Genomic DNA, 17,209 nt, shown 5'->3' with positions numbered 1-17,209 from the left:
TAATGGCTATTATTGCAGCACGTATTGATGGTCGCTTGGTCCATGGCCAAGTTGCCAATCTCTGGACCACTAAGCTCGGGGCAACGCGGATTATCGTTGTGGACGAAGCTGCATCAAAGAGTGATATCGACAAGAGTGGGTTACGGATGGCAACCCCAGATGGTGTTCGCCTGTCCGTTCTCGATGTTGCCACAGCAGCAAACCACATTTTGAATCACAAATATGATTCACAAAAGGTTTTCATCGTGGCGAAGCGGCCGGAGACATTCCTCGCATTGGTGAATGCAGGTGTTCCGATCACCGACTTGAACGTTGGTAATATGTCTCAAACTGATGAAACCCGTTCAATCACGAAGTCCATCAACGTGGTGGACGCTGACGTTGACACATTTAAAGAACTTGATGCAAAAGGGGTTCATCTCACAGCGCAAATGGTTCCAGGCGACACAGCAGCGGACTTCATGTCCCTGCTCAAAAAAGGATAGGGGGAGTCAAACATGATTGCATGGTGGCAAATAGCACTTTTAACATTATATGCAGGCTATCAAATTCTTGATGAACTGCAAATTTATTCAGCCATGAGTTCACCAGTTTTCGCCGGCTTAATTTCCGGCTTGGTTATGGGCGATATGAAAGCCGGTCTGTTGATCGGTGCATCCACACAGTTGATGGTTCTTGGGGTCGGCACATTCGGTGGTGCATCTAAAATTGATGCCAACTCTGGTACCATTCTCGCAACGGCATTCTCCGTTAGCGCCGGCATGAAGCCAGAAGCAGCGGTTGCTGCGATTGCGGTTCCTGTTGCAAGTATCATGATTCAAACTGATATTCTTGCTCGATTCTCGAACACTTTCTTTGCTCATCGGATTGACAAGATGGTTGATCAAAATAACTACAAAGGTATCGAACGTTACTTCCTCGCTGGCGCGCTTCCGTGGGCACTGTCACGGATGATTCCAGTTGGCTTGGCTTTAGCATTTGGCGGCGGCTTCGTTACCGACCTTGCCCATGTTTTGAATACCAGCTGGAAATGGTTAGGCGATGGCTTGGCAACAGCTGGTGCCGTCTTGCCTGCTGTCGGGTTTGCCATTCTGTTGCATTACCTGCCACTTAAGAAACACTTCCCATACCTCATTATGGGCTTTGTTTTCACCGTGCTGTTCACGACACTGTTTGGCAGCGTTCAGACCTTGGGTACCGCAGTTGCTGGGGTAGCTAAAGGGTTCACTGCTTCCTTCAACGGTTTGTCCATGCTTGCTATGGCATTGATTGCGTTTGCCTTTGCTGCGATCAGCTATCAACAAACAACAAAGCTGCACGACATCGCAGTTGGCAATGGTAATACAGATGCAGCATCAGGCACAGCCGCAAACAAGACTAATGAACAGGGGGAAATCACCGATGATGAACTCTAATAAACCTACGTACAAATTGACCGATAAAGATTTCCGGCAGATTAACCGGCGCAGCCTGTTCGGCTTCCAGTTGGGTTGGAACTACGAACGGATGCAAGGTTCGGGTTATCTTTACACCATTTTGCCGCAATTGCGCAAAATCTACGGTGATGGCACACCAGAGCTCAAGAAAGTCATGAAAACCCACACCCAGTTCTTCAACACGTCAAACTTCTTCAATACCATCATCACTGGGATTGATTTGGCGGTCGAAGAAAAAGAAGGGATTGCTGGCGAAGAAACTGTTGCCGGGATTAAAACCGGTTTGATGGGGTCCTTCGCTGCTATCGGTGATTCCATCTTTGCTGCCTTGATTCCAGCTATTTTCGGGGCGATTGCTGCACAAATGGCAACGCAAGGCAACCCAGTTGGGGTCTTCATCTGGATCGCTGCTCAAATTGCCGTCATGGTATTTCGTTGGAAGCAATTGCGAATTGCTTATAACGAAGGGGTTTCGTTGGTCACAACAATGGCGCATCGACTGGCTGCTTTGACTGACGCTGCTACCTTGATGGGTGTCTTCATGGTTGGTGCCTTGGTCGCAACCATGATCAATGTTAAGATTGGTTTTGCGCCGAAGATCGGCAGTGTACCATTGGATTTCCAGAAATACTTTGACTTGATCATTCCAAAACTGCTTCCAGCCTTGATTGTTGGCGCGGTTTACTGGTTGCTTGGTCGGAAGCATATGACCTCAACCCGGGCGATTTTCATCGTATTGATCGTTTCGGTGCTGCTGTCGGCACTCGGTGTCATTGCTAAGGGTTAATTTGGTATCAGAAACGTTTTAAAGGAGTCTTTCGATATGAGTAAATTAGTTTTGATTAGTCACGGGCAACTGTGTGAGGAGCTTAAGAAGAGCGCTGAAATGATCATGGGTCCCCAAGACGATATTGCCACCGTTGCACTGTTGCCAAATGAAGGTCCGGAAGATTTTCAGGCCAAGTTTAAAGCTGCTGTAGAGGGGCAAGACGATGTTGTCGTCCTTGCCGACCTTAAAGGCGGAACGCCGAATAACGTCGCAGCCCGTGTCTTGGCTGAAGGCGGCAAGTTCGACCTGTATTCTGGCATGAACCTGCCGATGGTCATCAGTTTCCTGAATGCCCAGATGTTGGACATGAAGCCAGATCTGATCGGCGATGGTAAGGCTGGCATTGCTTATATCAATGACATTGTGAAGCATTAATCAGCCAAAAGGTTCTTGGAAAGCTCGTGTCGAGTTGTGACGCGGGCTTTTTCTGTACGCTAAAATTGAATTGCCTTAGTTAACAGAATGGCCTTGACGTCAAGAAAACAGTTAGATTTTTCAATAATTGCTTACTTAACACAAAAATTTTGAAATTTTGTCTGTGATAACAAAGCTTGATTGATTCCAAGCTTAAATTCTTTTGAATTGATATCAATAACAGTACAATAAAGAAAATCAATCCTAAGTTGAAGGTGGGACCTATATGGGCGACAAGTCTGCAATAATTGAACTTATAAAAAATCAAATTACTGCTAAAACAACACAACTAACGACTGATAATATTCAAAAAATAACTAATGATATTCAAAGCTTACTTAAAATTCTCAATGACTTAGCAACAATTGAATTTGTTGCTACATCCTCAGTAACACAGGAAGATGAGACGGCAGCGCTCACAACTGGTCAAGATAGGACACAGGCTGAAGAAAGACCAATAGCGGTTGCTGAGGTCAAAGACGATGTTGAGCCAGTTACAAGTGAGCAGGTGCCAGCCGCCTCCACCGAGGCAACCTCTGAAAAAGAAGTGTCATTCTTTTCTGAACATTGGTTGGATCAGCGTCACGCTTACATTGGCCGGTTTCACCTTGATTTAAATGGTGGGCATGTCGGTCCGATTAAGGTATCAGAGAGTAAGCTACATAAGATGGCAAATGCGCCGACAAATGGAGATTGGGTTAAGGCCGAGGAGATTAAGGACGACGAGCTGCTGCGCTACAAAATTACCACGCTGAAACGCGATCCCTTGCCGACCGAAATTGTTCGGCTGCAATTTTTACCGGCTGTCTATAGACAAGATGTCAAACGCTGGTATATTGAGTTTCAATCGCCTGAGCACGAAACTACCCAGCAATTGTTGCTCGGTGACTACGATGTGCTCTCATTCAAGCTGAAGCCAGGCGATTATATTGACTATGCTTACCGGCGGGGGCAAGAAATTGATGGCAAAATCGTTTGGAAGTACACGGCATCTGCTGTAGTCGCCACCCGAATGAAACGCCAATTTGCCAAATCTGCACTAGAAGCATCGGCAGAAACAAAGCCTAGTCAGCCAGCGCCAGCCAAGAAGAAGGTCAGCGTGGCACCTGTGCGGCAACTACGCCAGGTTTTCGCCGATAAGTCACTGTTACTCGTTTGCATTGAAAACTCCGCCATGCCGCGCAAGGTGAAACGGCATGTTGAAGACCGTGGCGGCAAGCTCATTCTCTCGCCGCGATCAGATTCGAACGCCATGTTGAAGAAAAAGGTTCAAAAGGCCGACATGGTCATTGTGACCACCGATTTTGTTGATCATGGACAGATGTATGCTGCTAAAGACGAGGCTAAGCGAATTGGCAAACCAATTTGGATGGCAAAGAATACCAATGAGCGAAACATGTTGCAATGGTATAAACGTCATTTTGGCAGGCAAACGGCGGATCAAGAGATTGAGCAGGCGGCTGAATAAGGGGTGCTGTATAACGGGACAAGAAAATGCCCATTTTCAGGTTGTGACGTGTGATCGTCGCCTGAAAACGGGCATTTTTTTAGAAGAGTGTGGCTGTTGGTGATTTGGCCTTGCGGGACTATTTTGGGACAGGTGCTTCTTGCTGATGCCAAGTGGCGTAAATCGCGAGTATTCGATCTAAGGCCTCTTTGAGTAATGGCCGTGGCATGCCAATATTCAGCCGGACAAAACCTTCACCATCGGCCACAAAATAGCTGCCGACGACACAGGAAAGGTCGCAAGCGGTGAAGAAACGCTTCAACTCGGCTTCATCAGCAAACAGTCGTCGGACATCGATCCAAGCCAGAAAACCAGATTCAGCTGGCATCACCTGCATCTCCGGGATCTCAGCAAGCCGATCACGTAAATAAGCAAAATTGTCAGCCACATAGGCGACCATTTCATCTAACCAAGCGTCACACTTGGTATAGGCTGCGATCAGGGCAGGTATGGCGAAACTGTTCGGTGAAGTGATTGAATTGGCGGCGAATTGTTGCGCTAACCGATCGCGAATCCCAGCGTCAGGAATGACAACGTAAGATGTTTTTAATCCGCCTAAGTTGAAGGCCTTATTAGGCGACAAGCACAAAATACTGTGATCGCGAATCGCTGGACAAGCCTGCCAGATGCTAGTGAAGTGGACGCCGGGATAAACAATATCGCGGTGAATTTCATCACTTACCAGCAAGACATGGTGCTGAAGGCAAAGATCACCGACCTGTTCGAGTTCCTCAGCCGTCCAAACACGACCAGATGGATTTTGCGGACTGCAGAGGATGAATACTTTCACATCTGGCCGTGCCATTTTGTCGGCCAGATCTTCAAAGTCAAACACATAGCGGTCATTTTCTAGTTTTAACGGGCTGGTGATGAGCTGTCGCTGGTTGTGCTCAACGGCTTCGGCGAACGGATCATAGGCCGGCGTGTTAATCAGTACACTTTCGCCAACTGCCGTAAAGGCTTGAACAATATAATGCAAGGTTGGCACCGTGCCGTAACTCAATTTCAACCAATCTGCTTCAAGTTCAAGCCCAAAACGGCGCGCGTTCCAAGCAATAACGGTTTCGTTAAACGCATCTGGGATATAGGTGTAACTATAGTCAGAAACTGCGGCGCGGGCCATAACGGCATCGTGAATCGGTGGTGCAACAGGAAAGTCCAGATCAGCCAGATCCATTGGAATCGCGTTAGGCGTTAGGCCGAACTTCTTTGCCAACACACTATCGGCCCATTTGCGCGCGTTACCGGCTTTACGGTCAAAAAGGGTGTCAAACTGACTCATATTCTTGGTCCTCCAGTAACATCAAGTCTTTGCTTGTCTGATTCAGCACCTGTGCACCAGTATCCGTGATTAGAACATCGTCTTCGATACGGACACCGCCGATGCCGGGCAAGTAGGCGCCGGGTTCAATGGTGACCACCATCCCCGGCTGCAAAACCGTTTGACGCTGAGGGTTCAGAATCGGTTGATCGCCGCCTAGTCCGAGACCATGGCCCAATCCGTGGGTGAAACAATCGCCATAACCGGCAGCGGTTAACACGCCACGCGCAATCGCGTCAATCTCTCGCGCTTGCACACCGGGTTTTAAGGCATCAATAGCAGTGAGTTGAGCAGTAAGGACGGCATCATGAACGGCTGAGAGCTCGGGCTGCGGTTCGCCGATTGTGAGCGTGCGTGTCATGTCTGATTGATAATCGTTAAGGACAACGCCAAAATCAATCGTGATCAATTCACCGCTTTTCAGTTGCCGGTCAGTCGCCCGACCATGTGGCAAAGCGCCACGTGGGCCGCTAGCGACAATTGGATCGAAGGCCATGGCAGATGCGCCCGCCTGTAAAGCATAGAAGTGCAGCCATGCATTCAGTTCATATTCGCTGACCCCGGCCCGAATATGCGGTAGCAAATGGGCAAAGACCTGATCTGTGACCATACAGGCAGCCGTGATCGCTTGAATTTCCACGGCATCTTTGACCGCTCGACTTTCAGCCAGCAGGCTATCAGCTAAACTCAACGTCCAATTCTGTGCGGTCAGAGTCTGAAACTCAGGAATGGAGAACCCGGTACTGACAAGTGCGACCCGCCGACATAATTGAGCGCTTAAAAAGCTAACGAGTTCCGGTAAGTATTCGCCTTGCGGTACTTCAATATTGGTAAACCCACTGGTGTCAGCCGCTTCATTGCGATATCGGCCATTGTGAAATTGTAGCGCTTGGGTGGGGGTAACCACCACATACACGCCACTGCCAGGCAAGGCACCAACGTAGCGTTTGCTTTGACGATCGTGCAGCAGTAAGGCGTCAATTGCCTGCATCGTGAGTGCTTGTTGGATTTTTTTCAAATGTGTCATTTTGGCCTCCTAAGGGTGCGTTAACTTATAAGCGCGCTAGATCACGCTCTCAAACGCGTTCACCAGACCAGAAACCTGCGTGTAAGGACCCTGAACGCAATGGCCCAAGCCCGGCCATCACGTTCAGGGCCGCTTACACTTCGGTTTCTAACCGGTCTGGTTCACGCTCTTAAGCGCGCCAGTTCACGCTCTAGAAGTCTAAATCCAGTCCAGCGAGGGTGTCTTCGTCTTCTTTTGAGAAAATGGACTTTTTCGCGGCTTTTTTGGCTTCGAGTTTTAGTTCTGCGCGTTCCATGACCTTGAAGAATGGCCAGTAAAGGGCGACAGCCAGCACGAGTTGGAGGGCGTTGGCGAAGATGGTGCGGTAGTCGCCGTTGGTTAGGAACCCTTCAAGGAAAACGCCGACATATGGTGGATTGAAAATCGGTTTGGCGATCCAGCCCCAGTGCATGAAGAACATCGGCAGCGTGCCAATGATGGCACCACCGAATACATGGGGGATGAACATGATCGGATTGAGAATGATCGGTGCGCCAAACAGGATAGGTTCGTTGATGCCAAATAATGCCGGGAACAACGAAATTTTGCCGATTTTCCGATAGCGTTTGCTCTTCGAGAGCATGCAGGCAACGACGCAGCCGATGGAAATGCCGCAACCGGTGAAACCGAAGAAACTAGAAACGGCACCAGCTGTGTAAAAATGCGGAATGGCTTCGCCGGCGTTCATCGCAGCGATGTTTTCAGCGATAAACGTGACCATAATCGGGCTGGTGATCGGGGAGAAGACCGATGAGTGGATGCCAAAGAAAAACACGGTACAAATCGCAAAGTTGAGCAGTAAGACCGCCCATGGATTGTCCATGCTACCGACCAGCGGCGCCAAGAAGCGGGTTAGAATACTTGGTGGCAGCTCGCCAGCAAAATTCAGGAAGGCAAATCGGCCAGCGATAAATGCGCCACCGGTGATTAAGGTGACTGGAATCAGTTCGAATGAACGGGAGACAAAATCTGGTACCCCGTCAGGCATTTTCAATGTTAGGTGATGGGTTTTGCACCAGTGATAGAGCTCGACTGTCAGCAAGGCCACGATCATGCCGGTGAAAAGTCCTCGAGCACCTAGATTGGTGACGTCTAACTGACCGGTTTTAGTGAACGTTGCGACCATCATCAGGAAGGCAAAACCGGACAAGGTGACACAGCCTGGAATATAGAGTTTGTAGTGATTGCCTAAGTTGTACGCGATGGATAAACAGGCATACAGACCAATCATGCCGATGGATAACTTCACCGGCAGATCGAACAAGTCAGCATTGCTAGTGATGAAAAGCGAGACAGCATTTTTAGGACCGAGCATGTTAGGCAACGCCGGAATAATCGTGAAAATACTGCCGAGGATGGTGAACGGTGTCATGGCGACCATCCCCGCCTTGATCGCGCTTAGATGACGCTGATTGTCGACCTTTTGTGCGATCGGCATGAAGAAGCGGTTCATGAAAGACTCGAATTGACTGAACATCGTGTAATCCCCTCTCAAAGTCGTACCGATGAAACGTTAGCCAGCGTGCTTTTTTTGATACTTCGCATGGGTCAGCAGTGCTAGTTTCATAACCGTGGCACCATCCATTTGGCCATACACATCCTTATCAATGACAGCAAATGGAATGTGCCGTGGATCACAGATTTCCCCAATGTAGCCAGTTTTATGACCAATCTGTGGTCCTACCAACACGATGTCATAGTTATCGATTTCTTCTTCAAGACCGTCCACGGGAATCGCGTCGAATTTAAAATCATCTTCGTTTAATTTATGGCTATCTTTAACCACCTTGGCCATATTTTGCATCAACATATTGGTGGAAAAGCCACCGGCACAGCACAAAAGAATTCGCATCATTATTTTCCTCCTTAGGTTTAGGTACGGCCATTGACCGATACCCTGTCACACATTGGTTTTCGTTGTTTGGGCTTCAAAAATGGTAATCAAAGTTTCAATCAAATCGCGTGCGAGTTGGCTGGTCATGTAGTGATCCTGCGCATGTACCATCAGAAGACTCACCGGTTCCGGCGTATGATTAGGATCAAACTCGCGGCAAATCATTGCCGTCTGGGCGTTATGAGCGGCAATATCAATCGCCTTAGCCTCAGCCAATAAGCTGCGGGCTTTGGCAAAATCCTGTGTTTGCACCGCCTGCAAGGCCGCAAATGCCTTGGTTTTACTCTCACCGGCATTAGCAATCAACTGCATAATTTCTAATTCTTGGGTCGTTGCCATTGGGGTTAATCTCCTTTAGAGCGCGAGCAGGAGCGTTTAGGAATCGGAGTGTAAGCGGCTTTGAAGTGAAAGAACCGGTTTTTGGTTCTTTTGCTTCAAGGTCCTTACACGTAGATTCCTGCGACTGCGAGCGCGTTTTATAAACAGAGCGCGAGCCAGCCCGCTTATACGCAGGTTTCTGGGCTGGATAGCGCGTTTTATCGGTACCAGACGATCAAAATGAACGAGCTTTCTCCGCTGTTGCCACGGTCAGTCGTCGACACATTGCGGCATATAAAGCGACCATTTGATCCACATCCTGTGCCTGCGCTAACGATTGGGCACAGTGACCATAGCGGCATGGCAGAATTGTGACGACAGTCGGAATGCCAACACCGACTTTATGGGCTTCACCACCGTCAGTACCGCCACCGTTAAACATATCCAGCTGCAGCGGCAGGGAGGCAGTTGCGGCAGTTTCTTTCACAAATTGTTGCAACGTGCGATTAGGTGCCAAGGTGCGGTCAAAGTGCGTCAGGATCGGGCCGCTGCCGACTTGGCGTTGATTCACTTCGCTACGTTCGCGCGGATTTTGGAAGGTGGCAACATCGACGATAAATGCGAGATCAGGCTGGATCAGTTGAGTTGCGGTTTTCGCCCCTCGAATCCCGACCTCCTCACTGCTGGTCGCGGCAAAACGTAAAGTAAACGGTAACTCATCTTCAGCTAATTCCTGCAGCAGGCGTGCGCCGACATAACAGCCCAGCCGGTCATCAAGCGCCTTACCGCCAAAAACGCCATCTGCAGCATACTCGGTGAAGTCAGTCGAAAAAGTGACCATGTCGCCAATGGTGATCCCAAGGGCTGCGACTTCTGCTGCGCTATTGGCACCAACGTCACATAGAATCTGATCAAATGCGGCCAAACCCTCATCACGAATGACCATACCCGGCAGTTTTTGGCCAGAAACCGTGGTCACGCGGACGCTTTGCCAATGGCTTGCCAGTGGCTTAACGCCGCCAACCACCATCAACCGTAACAGACCTTCAGGCGTTATCGTGCGCACCATATAGCCGACTTCATCCATATGACCGTAAATCATGACCGAAAACGCTGGTTTAACCGTTCGTTTCGTGAAAATCAGTGAGCCGAGGCCATCAGTCTGAACTTTTAGATCGACAGGCTTTAGATAATCGCGCAAAATGGTGCGAACCTCGCCTTCGTTGGACGCGATTGCATCTGCGTTACTTAGCGCAGCCATCAGTTGTAAATCCATGTTTGCTCTGCTCCTTCCAGTGCCGTGCGTAAAATGTTAATGAATCGGGTGAAATCAGTTTGGTGGACGAGTTGCTCGATGACATCTGGCTGTTGCATTAAGGCTGCTAATTGCGTTGTTAGTGTGCGATGCAACGGTAGCTGATCGCGTTTTAATGCGATTAACCAGACTAACTTAACCAGTCGAGAACTGCCGCCAGCACCATTTGGCAAGACCACCACCGCAACGGCGTTCTTTTCAGCGTTGAATGACAGGGGATGCGGAATCGCAATGCCGTTGTCATAGATGGTTGCTAAAAAGTTTTCCCGCTGCATCACTGATTCGGCATAATCTGACTGACCACAATAAGAAGTCATGGTGGCGGTCAGTGCGAGCAATAACGCGTGATAATCTGCCGCCTGACTTGTCTGGAAAAACAACGCTGGTGTTAGTAAATCGACCAACGTGTCAGTATTATTGCTGCGTGCCGCCATTGATAGTTCGTGACGCAGGTTGGCAAAATCCAGATCAGATGCCAATTCATCAATCCGAACGACTGGACAGTCAAACGTCTCGGTTAACTCAGTCACCGTGAACAGTAAATCTGGTTCAAGCTCATGAATTGCAGTGAGTTCATTAAGACCGAATGTCTGGATCACAGCCTCAGGGAAAATGCGGCGCAATCGTAAACACAATAACGTCGCAATCCCGCCGCCAGTGCCACAAAGAACTGCGATCTTATACAGCCGCCGACTCCAAGCCTCGTGTGCCTGTTCGAGCGGGACTAACAGATGAGTAGTCAAATAACCAATCTCGGTTTTTGGTACCGCTATTTGATATTCGCGAGTCAGCCACTGGGCAAATTGGACCGCCCAGTTGAACGCAATCGGGTAGTCACGGGCCAATGGTTCCAGACTTAACCCTGCCAAACTTTGATGTTTCTGCAATCGTCCGATCAGTGCCAACACATGAAAATACATGAGCGACAAAAATTCGGGATGGGTGGCGAAATCAGTTTTGTGCCGCATATCTAAAGCGGTGAAATAAGCTTGCAGTTTTGTTTTCAACAGGTCGTGGTCCAGCCGTGTGGTGAGTTGTTTGTGTTTCGCCGCGAAACTGACGGTCAAAAATTGCCATGCTTCTTCACTAAGCCGACTATCGGCTAATAAGCCAGCAAAAGCCGCTGTCGTTGGCGCAGGCACGGTTGCCTGGCCTTTGACCGCCAGTGACCAACCAACCTCGCCAGCAAACTGCGCCGTGATTGCTGGATCCAACCCCAAGGGCATTAAACGCTGACACAAAGTCTGATGATGCGGCGGCAAACCCCGTTGTTGTAAGGCATGAATGCGACTTTGCCATTCGCCTTGAAGTCGGATACCGTAATGTGCCTTACGTTCTAATTGCAGTGGTGTGCCAATCAGCAACTTTTCCAGCTCGCGTAAATCGCGTTGCAACTGTTTTGAACTGATCAGCTCGTGCTCGGCTAACTGCGCCACCGTTAGATACTCGGTCGTGGTCAGCAAGACATGCATTAAGGCAGGCAATCGTTTCGCCGGCATGGCCGGTTGTGCTTGATCTTGCAAACTAGCTTGATAAGCAGCAAACTGCGCACTATCGGTGATGGTCAACTGATAACCCACATTGCGGGTAACCGTAATGATAAAACCGGTGTTGTCTTCATTTAATTGCCGCAAATCACTTTGCAGTGTTCGCCGCGAGACCCCCAACGTCGCTGCTAAAGCAGCTGCGGACATCGGCCCGTTGGTTTGTAAAGCGTTGATAATGGTTTGTTCACGCAATGACTCGCCCTCCAATCAGTAAGCGCTTCCATCAACATCGTCATTATGCCGGACAATATAACCAACAAAAAGTCCCACTTTTGCACCTGTTGTTGGCAAAAATGTCACCATTGCAAGTTTGTCCAGATGAAAGCTAAGAAACCCTGAGCATGATGTTTTATCTCGTTATCCGTCAGGTAGTTTAACAACAAAACAGATTACTGACGAGGTGAAAGCGACTATAATACGATGAGAATCATTACCCGCATAATAAATAGAATAATATTAACAGCGTTGTTTCGTTAATTTTCATCTCCAAAGAGTGTTGTCAAAATATTCTGCAGCAACCATTGGCGATGTTTTTATGCAAACAAAAAATCGTTTCTCAGATGATTTCTGAAAAACGATTTAGTGAGTAAATGATTGATCGTCATTGTATCAACTGTATGTTAGCCAACCGTTCCAGCTGCATTCAGTTCGGCCATATGAACCAAGGTCTCAGCAATTTTGCCCATCGCTTCAGTCGAAACTACTTCATAAGGACCGTGAAAGTTGATACCGCCATTGAACAGGTTAGGCGTTGGAATGCCTTGATAAGTAATTTTTGAACCATCAGTGCCGCCACGGAATGGAATTGTCTTAGGTGTCATGCCAGCCGCTTGAATGCCAGCTTCAGCTAAGCGCAGCGGATAGGGATCTTTGTTGATGATGTCGGCCATGTTGTAATACTGGTCATGCATCTCAACTTTAAACCGCGGATGGTCAAATGGGGCGTTCAACTCATCAATGGTTTTCATAAAGTAGGCTTTGCGCGCATCAAACTTTTGGCGATCAAAATCCCGGAAAATATAAACCAACTGAGCATCGCTGATTTCGCCATGGAATTTCAGTAAAAGGAAGTAACCTTCATGGCCGTCACTGAATTCAGGTCGATCAAACAGTGGCAATGCTGCATCCAATTGCCGACCAAGTGTATTGGCGTTAATCATCAAATCCTTCGCCTCACCGGGATGAACCGAAGTACCTTCGATGGTCACCGTTGCCTGCGCAGCGTTAAAGGTTTCATATTCAATTTGGCCAGGATCGCCATTGTCCAAAGTGTAGGCAAAATCAGTCGCAAATCCCTTGGCATCAAATTTATCCGCACCAGTCCCGATTTCTTCATCAGGGCCGAAGCCGAATTTGATCAAGCCATGCTTCACTTCCGGATGAGCCAACAGATAACGGGCGGTGGATACCGCGCCAGCAATCCCGGCTTTATCATCTACCCCCAACAATGTGGTGCCATCACCGGTAATTAAAGTTTGGCCAAAATACCGTTTCAATGCTGGAAACTGCTCAACAGTCAGGCTCAGGCCGTTATCAAAATGAATCGGTTTGCCATCGTAATTAGGATGCACTTGCGGTTGCACATTTTCCGCATTGTAATCCGCGGTATCCAAATGCGCGATGATCCCAAAACTTTTTGTCGGCTTGTCAGTGTTGGCCGGCAGTGTGGCCGTCACAAAACCGTTAGCCGGATTAAGACCGACATCTTGGAGTCCCAAGTCCTTCAGTTGTGCGACTAAAAGCTTAGCCAATTCAGTCTGCCCTGGCGTTGATGGTGTGGTGTCACGCCCTGGATAGGAGCGTGTATTGACCTTAGCGTACCGAATAAAGTCAGCTTGTAACTGTGGCAAATCAATGTGTATTGTCAATGAAATCCCTGCCTTTCAATGAGAAAAATATTAATATTGCATTGCAATAAGTTTGGATCTGGCTTAGTATTTTGTCAATAGTTGATTGTTACCGCGATTTTTGGAGGGAATACATATGTTTAAGTTAAAAAAATGGACACTGATGTTGCCACTCGCTGCATTGGCGTTGGTAGCTGCTGGCTGTTCGTCAAACAGCAGTAGTAGTACAAGTCAATCGAAGAAGGCTCAGACGCTAAATTGGTCAGAAATTTCTTCCATTGTGACCAATGATCCATCTATGTCGACAGATACCGTGTCTTTTCAAATGATGACGAATACGCAGGAAGGGATTTATCGGCTAACAGACAAAGGACAAAAGACTCAATTGGCTTTGGCCAAAAAGGTGACCACTAGTAAGGACGGCATGACTTACAATGTGACCTTGCGTAATGCAAAATGGAGTAATGGCGATCCGATCACGGCACAGGATTTCGTTTATAGTTGGCAACGCACAGTGGATCCTAAAACGAAGGCAACAGATGCCTTTTACTTCGTGCCAGTTAAGAATGCCAGTGCTATTATTAAAGGCACTAAACCTGCAAGTGATTTAGGGATTAAGGCGACAGATAGCAAACATCTGACGATCACACTGGAGAATCCAACGGCTTACTTCAAGAAAATGTTAGCTTTCCCATTATATTATCCGCAAAACCAAAAAACTGTTGAGAAATATGGCAAATCATACGGGACAACATCATCTGCGCAGGTTTATAGTGGTCCATTTAAATTAACAAAATGGAACGGCGCCAGTGATAGCTGGACATTGGTTAAGAATCCAGAATATTGGGACAAAAAGAATGTTAAGTTGAGCAAAGTCAACGAGACAGTGATCAAGGATGTTCAAACAGGTATGAACCTTTATCAGACCAACAAACTTGATTCAATTGTTCTCACTGGTGAGCAGGCCGCGGCACATCTTAATGATAAGGATGCGATTAAGCGTCTGTCATCCAATATGACACGAGTTGACTTGAATCAAAAACAGGTACCGGCTTTTAAAAATCTCAAAATTCGGCAAGCCTTTTCAATGGTCGTTGATCGCAATGCGGTCACTAAGAACGTCTTAAAGGACGGTTCCAAACCAGCGTTGGGCTTCGTGCCAATTGGGTTACAGACCAACCAAAAAACAGGTGCTGATTTTGCCCAGACAACGCAGGTCAAGAGTGCTGTTGCTTATAACAAGGCAAAGGCCAAGAAGCTATTTGCAGAAGGTATGAAAGAATCTGGTCAGAGTAAGCTTAACCTGACGCTGTTGGCAGACGATGCTGACGTTTCTAAGCAAGTTGCTGAATACTTACAAGGGGCTTTCGAAAGTTTGCCGCATGTCAAAGTTACGATTAAGAGCATTCCTAAGGCGCAACGGTTACAAGCCATGATGTCTGGTAATTACGATATGGTTGTGACTGGTTGGCAATCAATCTTCGCCGATGCCTACAACTTCCTTGATGTTTGGATCAGCAATTCTGGCTACAACACTTCTGGTTATAAAAATACCAAACTTGATCAATTACTTAGCGAAACTGAGACTAAGTACGGCAATGAACCGCAGAAACGTTGGACAATGCTGCAAGATGCTGAAAAGATCTTGATGAACGATCAAGGCACGTTGCCACTGTATCAGGCGAATAACCTGCAACTGCTGCGGCCAACGGTCAAGGGCGTATCGTTTAATCCAAACGGCACCCCGTATGACTTCAAGACGGCGTATATCAAGTAGTGAGGAGCATTAAATTTCAATCAAAATAGCGCATCATGCCGCTGGGGCTTTCCCCAGTAAGCATGACGCGCTATTTTTTTGAGTGCAAGCCAGCCTAGTTAGAAACCGGAGAGTAAGCGGTTTTGGGTGTGTTGACCAATGCGACTACGGTCCTGACACGCAGGTTTCTCGGCTGGGGAACTCGTTATGGTAGACGGCGATGCATGTTCACTTCAAAATCTATTCATGGCTGGCATCACGACTTTAACACAGAGTGACTCAAAATATAGAAGGCTTCCTGACTAGCTTGGTAATCTTTCGTTTTCGCCGGAAAGGTGGCATCAAATTGTTCAGCCGCTTCTTTGTCATAACTCATCGCCGGACTCTCGTGATAAGTCCACTTTCTGCCATCCAATACATTTGGCTCGAGCTCTTTCACAAGCATCGCGGTGGGCTGGGTGTTATCTGCAGCCCAAACGTTGAACTTTTGACAACTTTTAAACCCGCGCTCGACATAGTTGTCTGGATCGCCAAAAATCACGATGGTGTCGTAACCAAGTTCAGTCGCGCGTTTCATAGACGTTTCCATCAATTGCTTACCAAAACTCTGCCGCTGGAAGGCTGGATCTATGGCGACCGGACCAAACGTCAGAATCATTTTCTCATTACCATTTTCATCAACTAACTTGGCCTTCGTGTACATAATATTGCCAATCACTTGTGCATTGCGTTCAAGCACAAGATCCAGTTCAGGAACGAAATCGGCATGATTTCGAATGATATGCGCTAAATAATGTTCATCAGCGCCGGGGACATAAAGATTCCAGAAAGCATTGCGATGAATAGTTTCAACTTGGCGATAATCTGACGGTTGTTCGGGGCGGATTGTGGTTTTCATGGGGATGGCCTCCTTAAAAGGGCATGATGATTAATAATAGCTTTGATCATTACTTCTAGAAAATAATAGATAAAAATATGTGGAACAAAAAGAATGATATATGCGCCATTTTACCTAGAGATGAAGTGCTTGTAAATTTCGAACAAGCTTTTTTAAAAAGCAGTATAGCTGTCACGAAGGCATCACGGAATCGGTTATTCTGATAGACTGATTGCAACACAGAAAAGGATAATGAGCGGTGGTATCGGATCAGAGAGGTGGTGGTGCGTATGGGGAAACCTATCAGCCACACGTTGAAGAAAAAGGTACACAAGCTTGTCTGTGGTCGCTGCATTAACGACGATCACGGCCTGTGTGGTTTCGTGCGTGATACTGGTGGCTGCCTTAACAAGGCTAGTCAAAGCCAGTACCAGACTGCTACTAGCAGTGGCCGAATTCCGCAGGGCGCTCGGGCAACTCCGAGAAAAATAGGCAAACTAAAAGCCGCGCATCCTTCAGGGGAATCTCGCGGCTTTTAGTTGCTTGTTCCAACAGCCATCGTTCATTAGATGGTTCTGTGAGGGCATTTCTGCCCGGCCGTCGCGGTTGCACGCGGCGGCTTTTTCTCTGACCTCAGTATAGCATGACTTGTGAGCTTTTTTCTAGTGGATAAATCATTTTAAGCACGGCGAACACCAATACGTTGATATCAAATTCAGTATCAGGCTTCTGCGCCAGTGAGCGCATTTTAGCAGTGGCCGAATGCCAACAGGCGCTCGACAAAGTTCGAGAAAAATAGGCAAACTAAAAGCCGCATTCCTTCAGCTGGGATACCGCGGCTTTTAGTTGCCTATTCTAGCAGCCATCGTTCATTAGATGGTTCTGTGAGGGCATTTCTGCCCGGCCGTCGCGCGGGAACGCGGCGGCTTTTTCTGTTTCAAGAATAGCATAACTTGTGAGTCTTTTTCTAGTGGAGAAATCATTTTAAGCACGGCGAACGCCAACACGTTGATATCAAATTCAGTATCAGGTTTCTGCGTCAGTTGACACTTGCCTGCTAGCGGTTCCAAATAAAACATGAT

17 protein-coding genes are annotated in these 17,209 nt (G+C 47.7%); 7 read left to right on the top strand and 10 right to left on the bottom strand.

Annotated features, from left to right (window positions below; translation table 11 throughout):
- The first annotated feature begins 2 nt into the window (after nt 1–2).
- The 5 genes from ACWPAB_RS04565 (at nt 3) to ACWPAB_RS04545 (ending at nt 4,147) form a co-directional block, all read left to right on the top strand.
- Nucleotides 3–485 (top strand): PTS system mannose/fructose/N-acetylgalactosamine-transporter subunit IIB, encoded by a 483-nt coding sequence (locus ACWPAB_RS04565; RefSeq protein ID WP_003577506.1) that lies wholly within the window; start codon nt 3–5, stop codon nt 483–485.
- A gap of 12 nt (nt 486–497) precedes the next feature.
- Complete coding sequence (locus ACWPAB_RS04560; protein WP_003573365.1) at nt 498–1,415, top strand: PTS mannose/fructose/sorbose/N-acetylgalactosamine transporter subunit IIC; 918 nt, start codon at nt 498–500, stop codon at nt 1,413–1,415.
- Nucleotides 1,402–2,223 carry a PTS system mannose/fructose/sorbose family transporter subunit IID gene (locus tag ACWPAB_RS04555; RefSeq protein WP_003563140.1) on the top strand — a complete coding sequence of 274 codons (822 nt, stop codon included), beginning with the start codon at nt 1,402–1,404 and terminating at the stop codon, nt 2,221–2,223. The genes ACWPAB_RS04560 and ACWPAB_RS04555 overlap by 14 nt, the downstream gene beginning before the upstream one ends.
- Before the next feature lie 36 nt (nt 2,224–2,259).
- Complete coding sequence (locus ACWPAB_RS04550) at nt 2,260–2,640, top strand: PTS sugar transporter subunit IIA (protein ID WP_003563142.1); 381 nt, start codon at nt 2,260–2,262, stop codon at nt 2,638–2,640.
- A 265-nt stretch (nt 2,641–2,905) separates the two neighbouring features.
- Nucleotides 2,906–4,147: a DUF2325 domain-containing protein gene (locus tag ACWPAB_RS04545; protein ID WP_003577511.1), complete on the top strand. Its 1,242-nt coding sequence runs from the start codon at nt 2,906–2,908 to the stop codon at nt 4,145–4,147.
- Nucleotides 4,148–4,265: 118 nt separating this feature from the next.
- Here ACWPAB_RS04545 and ACWPAB_RS04540 read toward each other — a convergent pair whose 3' ends face one another.
- The 8 genes from ACWPAB_RS04540 to pepT form a co-directional block, all read right to left on the bottom strand.
- A complete protein-coding gene (locus ACWPAB_RS04540; RefSeq protein WP_003586606.1) occupies nt 4,266–5,468 on the bottom strand; it encodes a MalY/PatB family protein in 1,203 nt (400 codons plus the stop codon).
- Entirely contained in the window at nt 5,455–6,534 is a 1,080-nt protein-coding gene (locus ACWPAB_RS04535) for a M24 family metallopeptidase (protein WP_003586608.1), read from the bottom strand. Before ACWPAB_RS04535 ends, ACWPAB_RS04540 begins: the two co-directional genes overlap by 14 nt.
- A gap of 190 nt (nt 6,535–6,724) precedes the next feature.
- Nucleotides 6,725–8,050, bottom strand: a complete 1,326-nt coding sequence (locus ACWPAB_RS04530; RefSeq protein WP_003577518.1) for a PTS sugar transporter subunit IIC — start codon at nt 8,048–8,050, stop codon at nt 6,725–6,727.
- A 36-nt stretch (nt 8,051–8,086) separates the two neighbouring features.
- Nucleotides 8,087–8,425: a PTS sugar transporter subunit IIB gene (locus ACWPAB_RS04525; protein ID WP_003577520.1), complete on the bottom strand. Its 339-nt coding sequence runs from the start codon at nt 8,423–8,425 to the stop codon at nt 8,087–8,089.
- A gap of 48 nt (nt 8,426–8,473) precedes the next feature.
- Entirely contained in the window at nt 8,474–8,806 is a 333-nt protein-coding gene (locus tag ACWPAB_RS04520; RefSeq protein WP_003577521.1) for a PTS lactose/cellobiose transporter subunit IIA, read from the bottom strand.
- 214 nt (nt 8,807–9,020) lie between these two features.
- Nucleotides 9,021–10,061: a M20/M25/M40 family metallo-hydrolase gene (locus tag ACWPAB_RS04515; protein ID WP_003586610.1), complete on the bottom strand. Its 1,041-nt coding sequence runs from the start codon at nt 10,059–10,061 to the stop codon at nt 9,021–9,023.
- The gene (locus ACWPAB_RS04510) at nt 10,046–11,839 is read right to left on the bottom strand and encodes a BglG family transcription antiterminator (RefSeq protein ID WP_003586613.1); all 1,794 of its coding nucleotides are present in this window, start codon (nt 11,837–11,839) and stop codon (nt 10,046–10,048) included. The genes ACWPAB_RS04515 and ACWPAB_RS04510 overlap by 16 nt, the downstream gene beginning before the upstream one ends.
- Nucleotides 11,840–12,267: 428 nt before the next feature.
- Nucleotides 12,268–13,515, bottom strand: coding sequence for a peptidase T (pepT, locus tag ACWPAB_RS04505; protein ID WP_016382104.1), 1,248 nt, complete (start codon nt 13,513–13,515; stop codon nt 12,268–12,270).
- 115 nt (nt 13,516–13,630) lie between these two features.
- Here pepT and ACWPAB_RS04500 point away from each other — a divergent pair, with 115 nt between their 5' ends.
- Nucleotides 13,631–15,271, top strand: a complete 1,641-nt coding sequence (locus ACWPAB_RS04500) for a peptide ABC transporter substrate-binding protein (protein ID WP_016382105.1) — start codon at nt 13,631–13,633, stop codon at nt 15,269–15,271.
- 235 nt (nt 15,272–15,506) lie between these two features.
- On the opposite strand, the gene ACWPAB_RS04495 is transcribed toward ACWPAB_RS04500, so the two are convergent.
- On the bottom strand, nt 15,507–16,148 hold the full coding sequence (locus tag ACWPAB_RS04495) for a GNAT family N-acetyltransferase (protein WP_016382106.1): 642 nt from the start codon (nt 16,146–16,148) through the stop codon (nt 15,507–15,509).
- A gap of 269 nt (nt 16,149–16,417) precedes the next feature.
- On the opposite strand from ACWPAB_RS04495, the gene ACWPAB_RS04490 reads away from it, so the two are divergent.
- A complete protein-coding gene (locus tag ACWPAB_RS04490) occupies nt 16,418–16,666 on the top strand; it encodes a hypothetical protein (protein WP_003577532.1) in 249 nt (82 codons plus the stop codon).
- Nucleotides 16,667–16,999: 333 nt separating this feature from the next.
- On the opposite strand, the gene ACWPAB_RS04485 is transcribed toward ACWPAB_RS04490, so the two are convergent.
- Entirely contained in the window at nt 17,000–17,206 is a 207-nt protein-coding gene (locus ACWPAB_RS04485) for a hypothetical protein (RefSeq protein ID WP_003607507.1), read from the bottom strand.
- Nucleotides 17,207–17,209: the final 3 nt, after the last annotated feature.

It is taken from the genome of Lacticaseibacillus sp. 30, assembly GCF_053819265.1.
This window is presented reverse-complemented; position numbering and strand designations above follow the sequence as displayed.

Bases quoted from the DNA above. Each gene is read 5' to 3' on its own strand.
- ACWPAB_RS04565 (WP_003577506.1), top strand. From the start codon at position 3: ATGGCTATTATTGCAGCACGTATTGATGGTCGCTTGGTCCATGGCCAA.
- ACWPAB_RS04560 (WP_003573365.1), top strand. From the start codon at position 498: ATGATTGCATGGTGGCAAATAGCACTTTTAACATTATATGCAGGCTAT.
- ACWPAB_RS04555 (WP_003563140.1), top strand. From the start codon at position 1,402: ATGATGAACTCTAATAAACCTACGTACAAATTGACCGATAAAGATTTC.
- ACWPAB_RS04550 (WP_003563142.1), top strand. From the start codon at position 2,260: ATGAGTAAATTAGTTTTGATTAGTCACGGGCAACTGTGTGAGGAGCTT.
- ACWPAB_RS04545 (WP_003577511.1), top strand. From the start codon at position 2,906: ATGGGCGACAAGTCTGCAATAATTGAACTTATAAAAAATCAAATTACT.
- ACWPAB_RS04540 (WP_003586606.1), bottom strand. From the start codon at position 5,468: ATGAGTCAGTTTGACACCCTTTTTGACCGTAAAGCCGGTAACGCGCGC.
- ACWPAB_RS04535 (WP_003586608.1), bottom strand. From the start codon at position 6,534: ATGACACATTTGAAAAAAATCCAACAAGCACTCACGATGCAGGCAATT.
- ACWPAB_RS04530 (WP_003577518.1), bottom strand. From the start codon at position 8,050: ATGTTCAGTCAATTCGAGTCTTTCATGAACCGCTTCTTCATGCCGATC.
- ACWPAB_RS04525 (WP_003577520.1), bottom strand. From the start codon at position 8,425: ATGCGAATTCTTTTGTGCTGTGCCGGTGGCTTTTCCACCAATATGTTG.
- ACWPAB_RS04520 (WP_003577521.1), bottom strand. From the start codon at position 8,806: ATGGCAACGACCCAAGAATTAGAAATTATGCAGTTGATTGCTAATGCC.
- ACWPAB_RS04515 (WP_003586610.1), bottom strand. From the start codon at position 10,061: ATGGATTTACAACTGATGGCTGCGCTAAGTAACGCAGATGCAATCGCG.
- ACWPAB_RS04500 (WP_016382105.1), top strand. From the start codon at position 13,631: ATGTTTAAGTTAAAAAAATGGACACTGATGTTGCCACTCGCTGCATTG.
- ACWPAB_RS04495 (WP_016382106.1), bottom strand. From the start codon at position 16,148: ATGAAAACCACAATCCGCCCCGAACAACCGTCAGATTATCGCCAAGTT.
- ACWPAB_RS04490 (WP_003577532.1), top strand. From the start codon at position 16,418: ATGGGGAAACCTATCAGCCACACGTTGAAGAAAAAGGTACACAAGCTT.
- ACWPAB_RS04485 (WP_003607507.1), bottom strand. From the start codon at position 17,206: ATGTTTTATTTGGAACCGCTAGCAGGCAAGTGTCAACTGACGCAGAAA.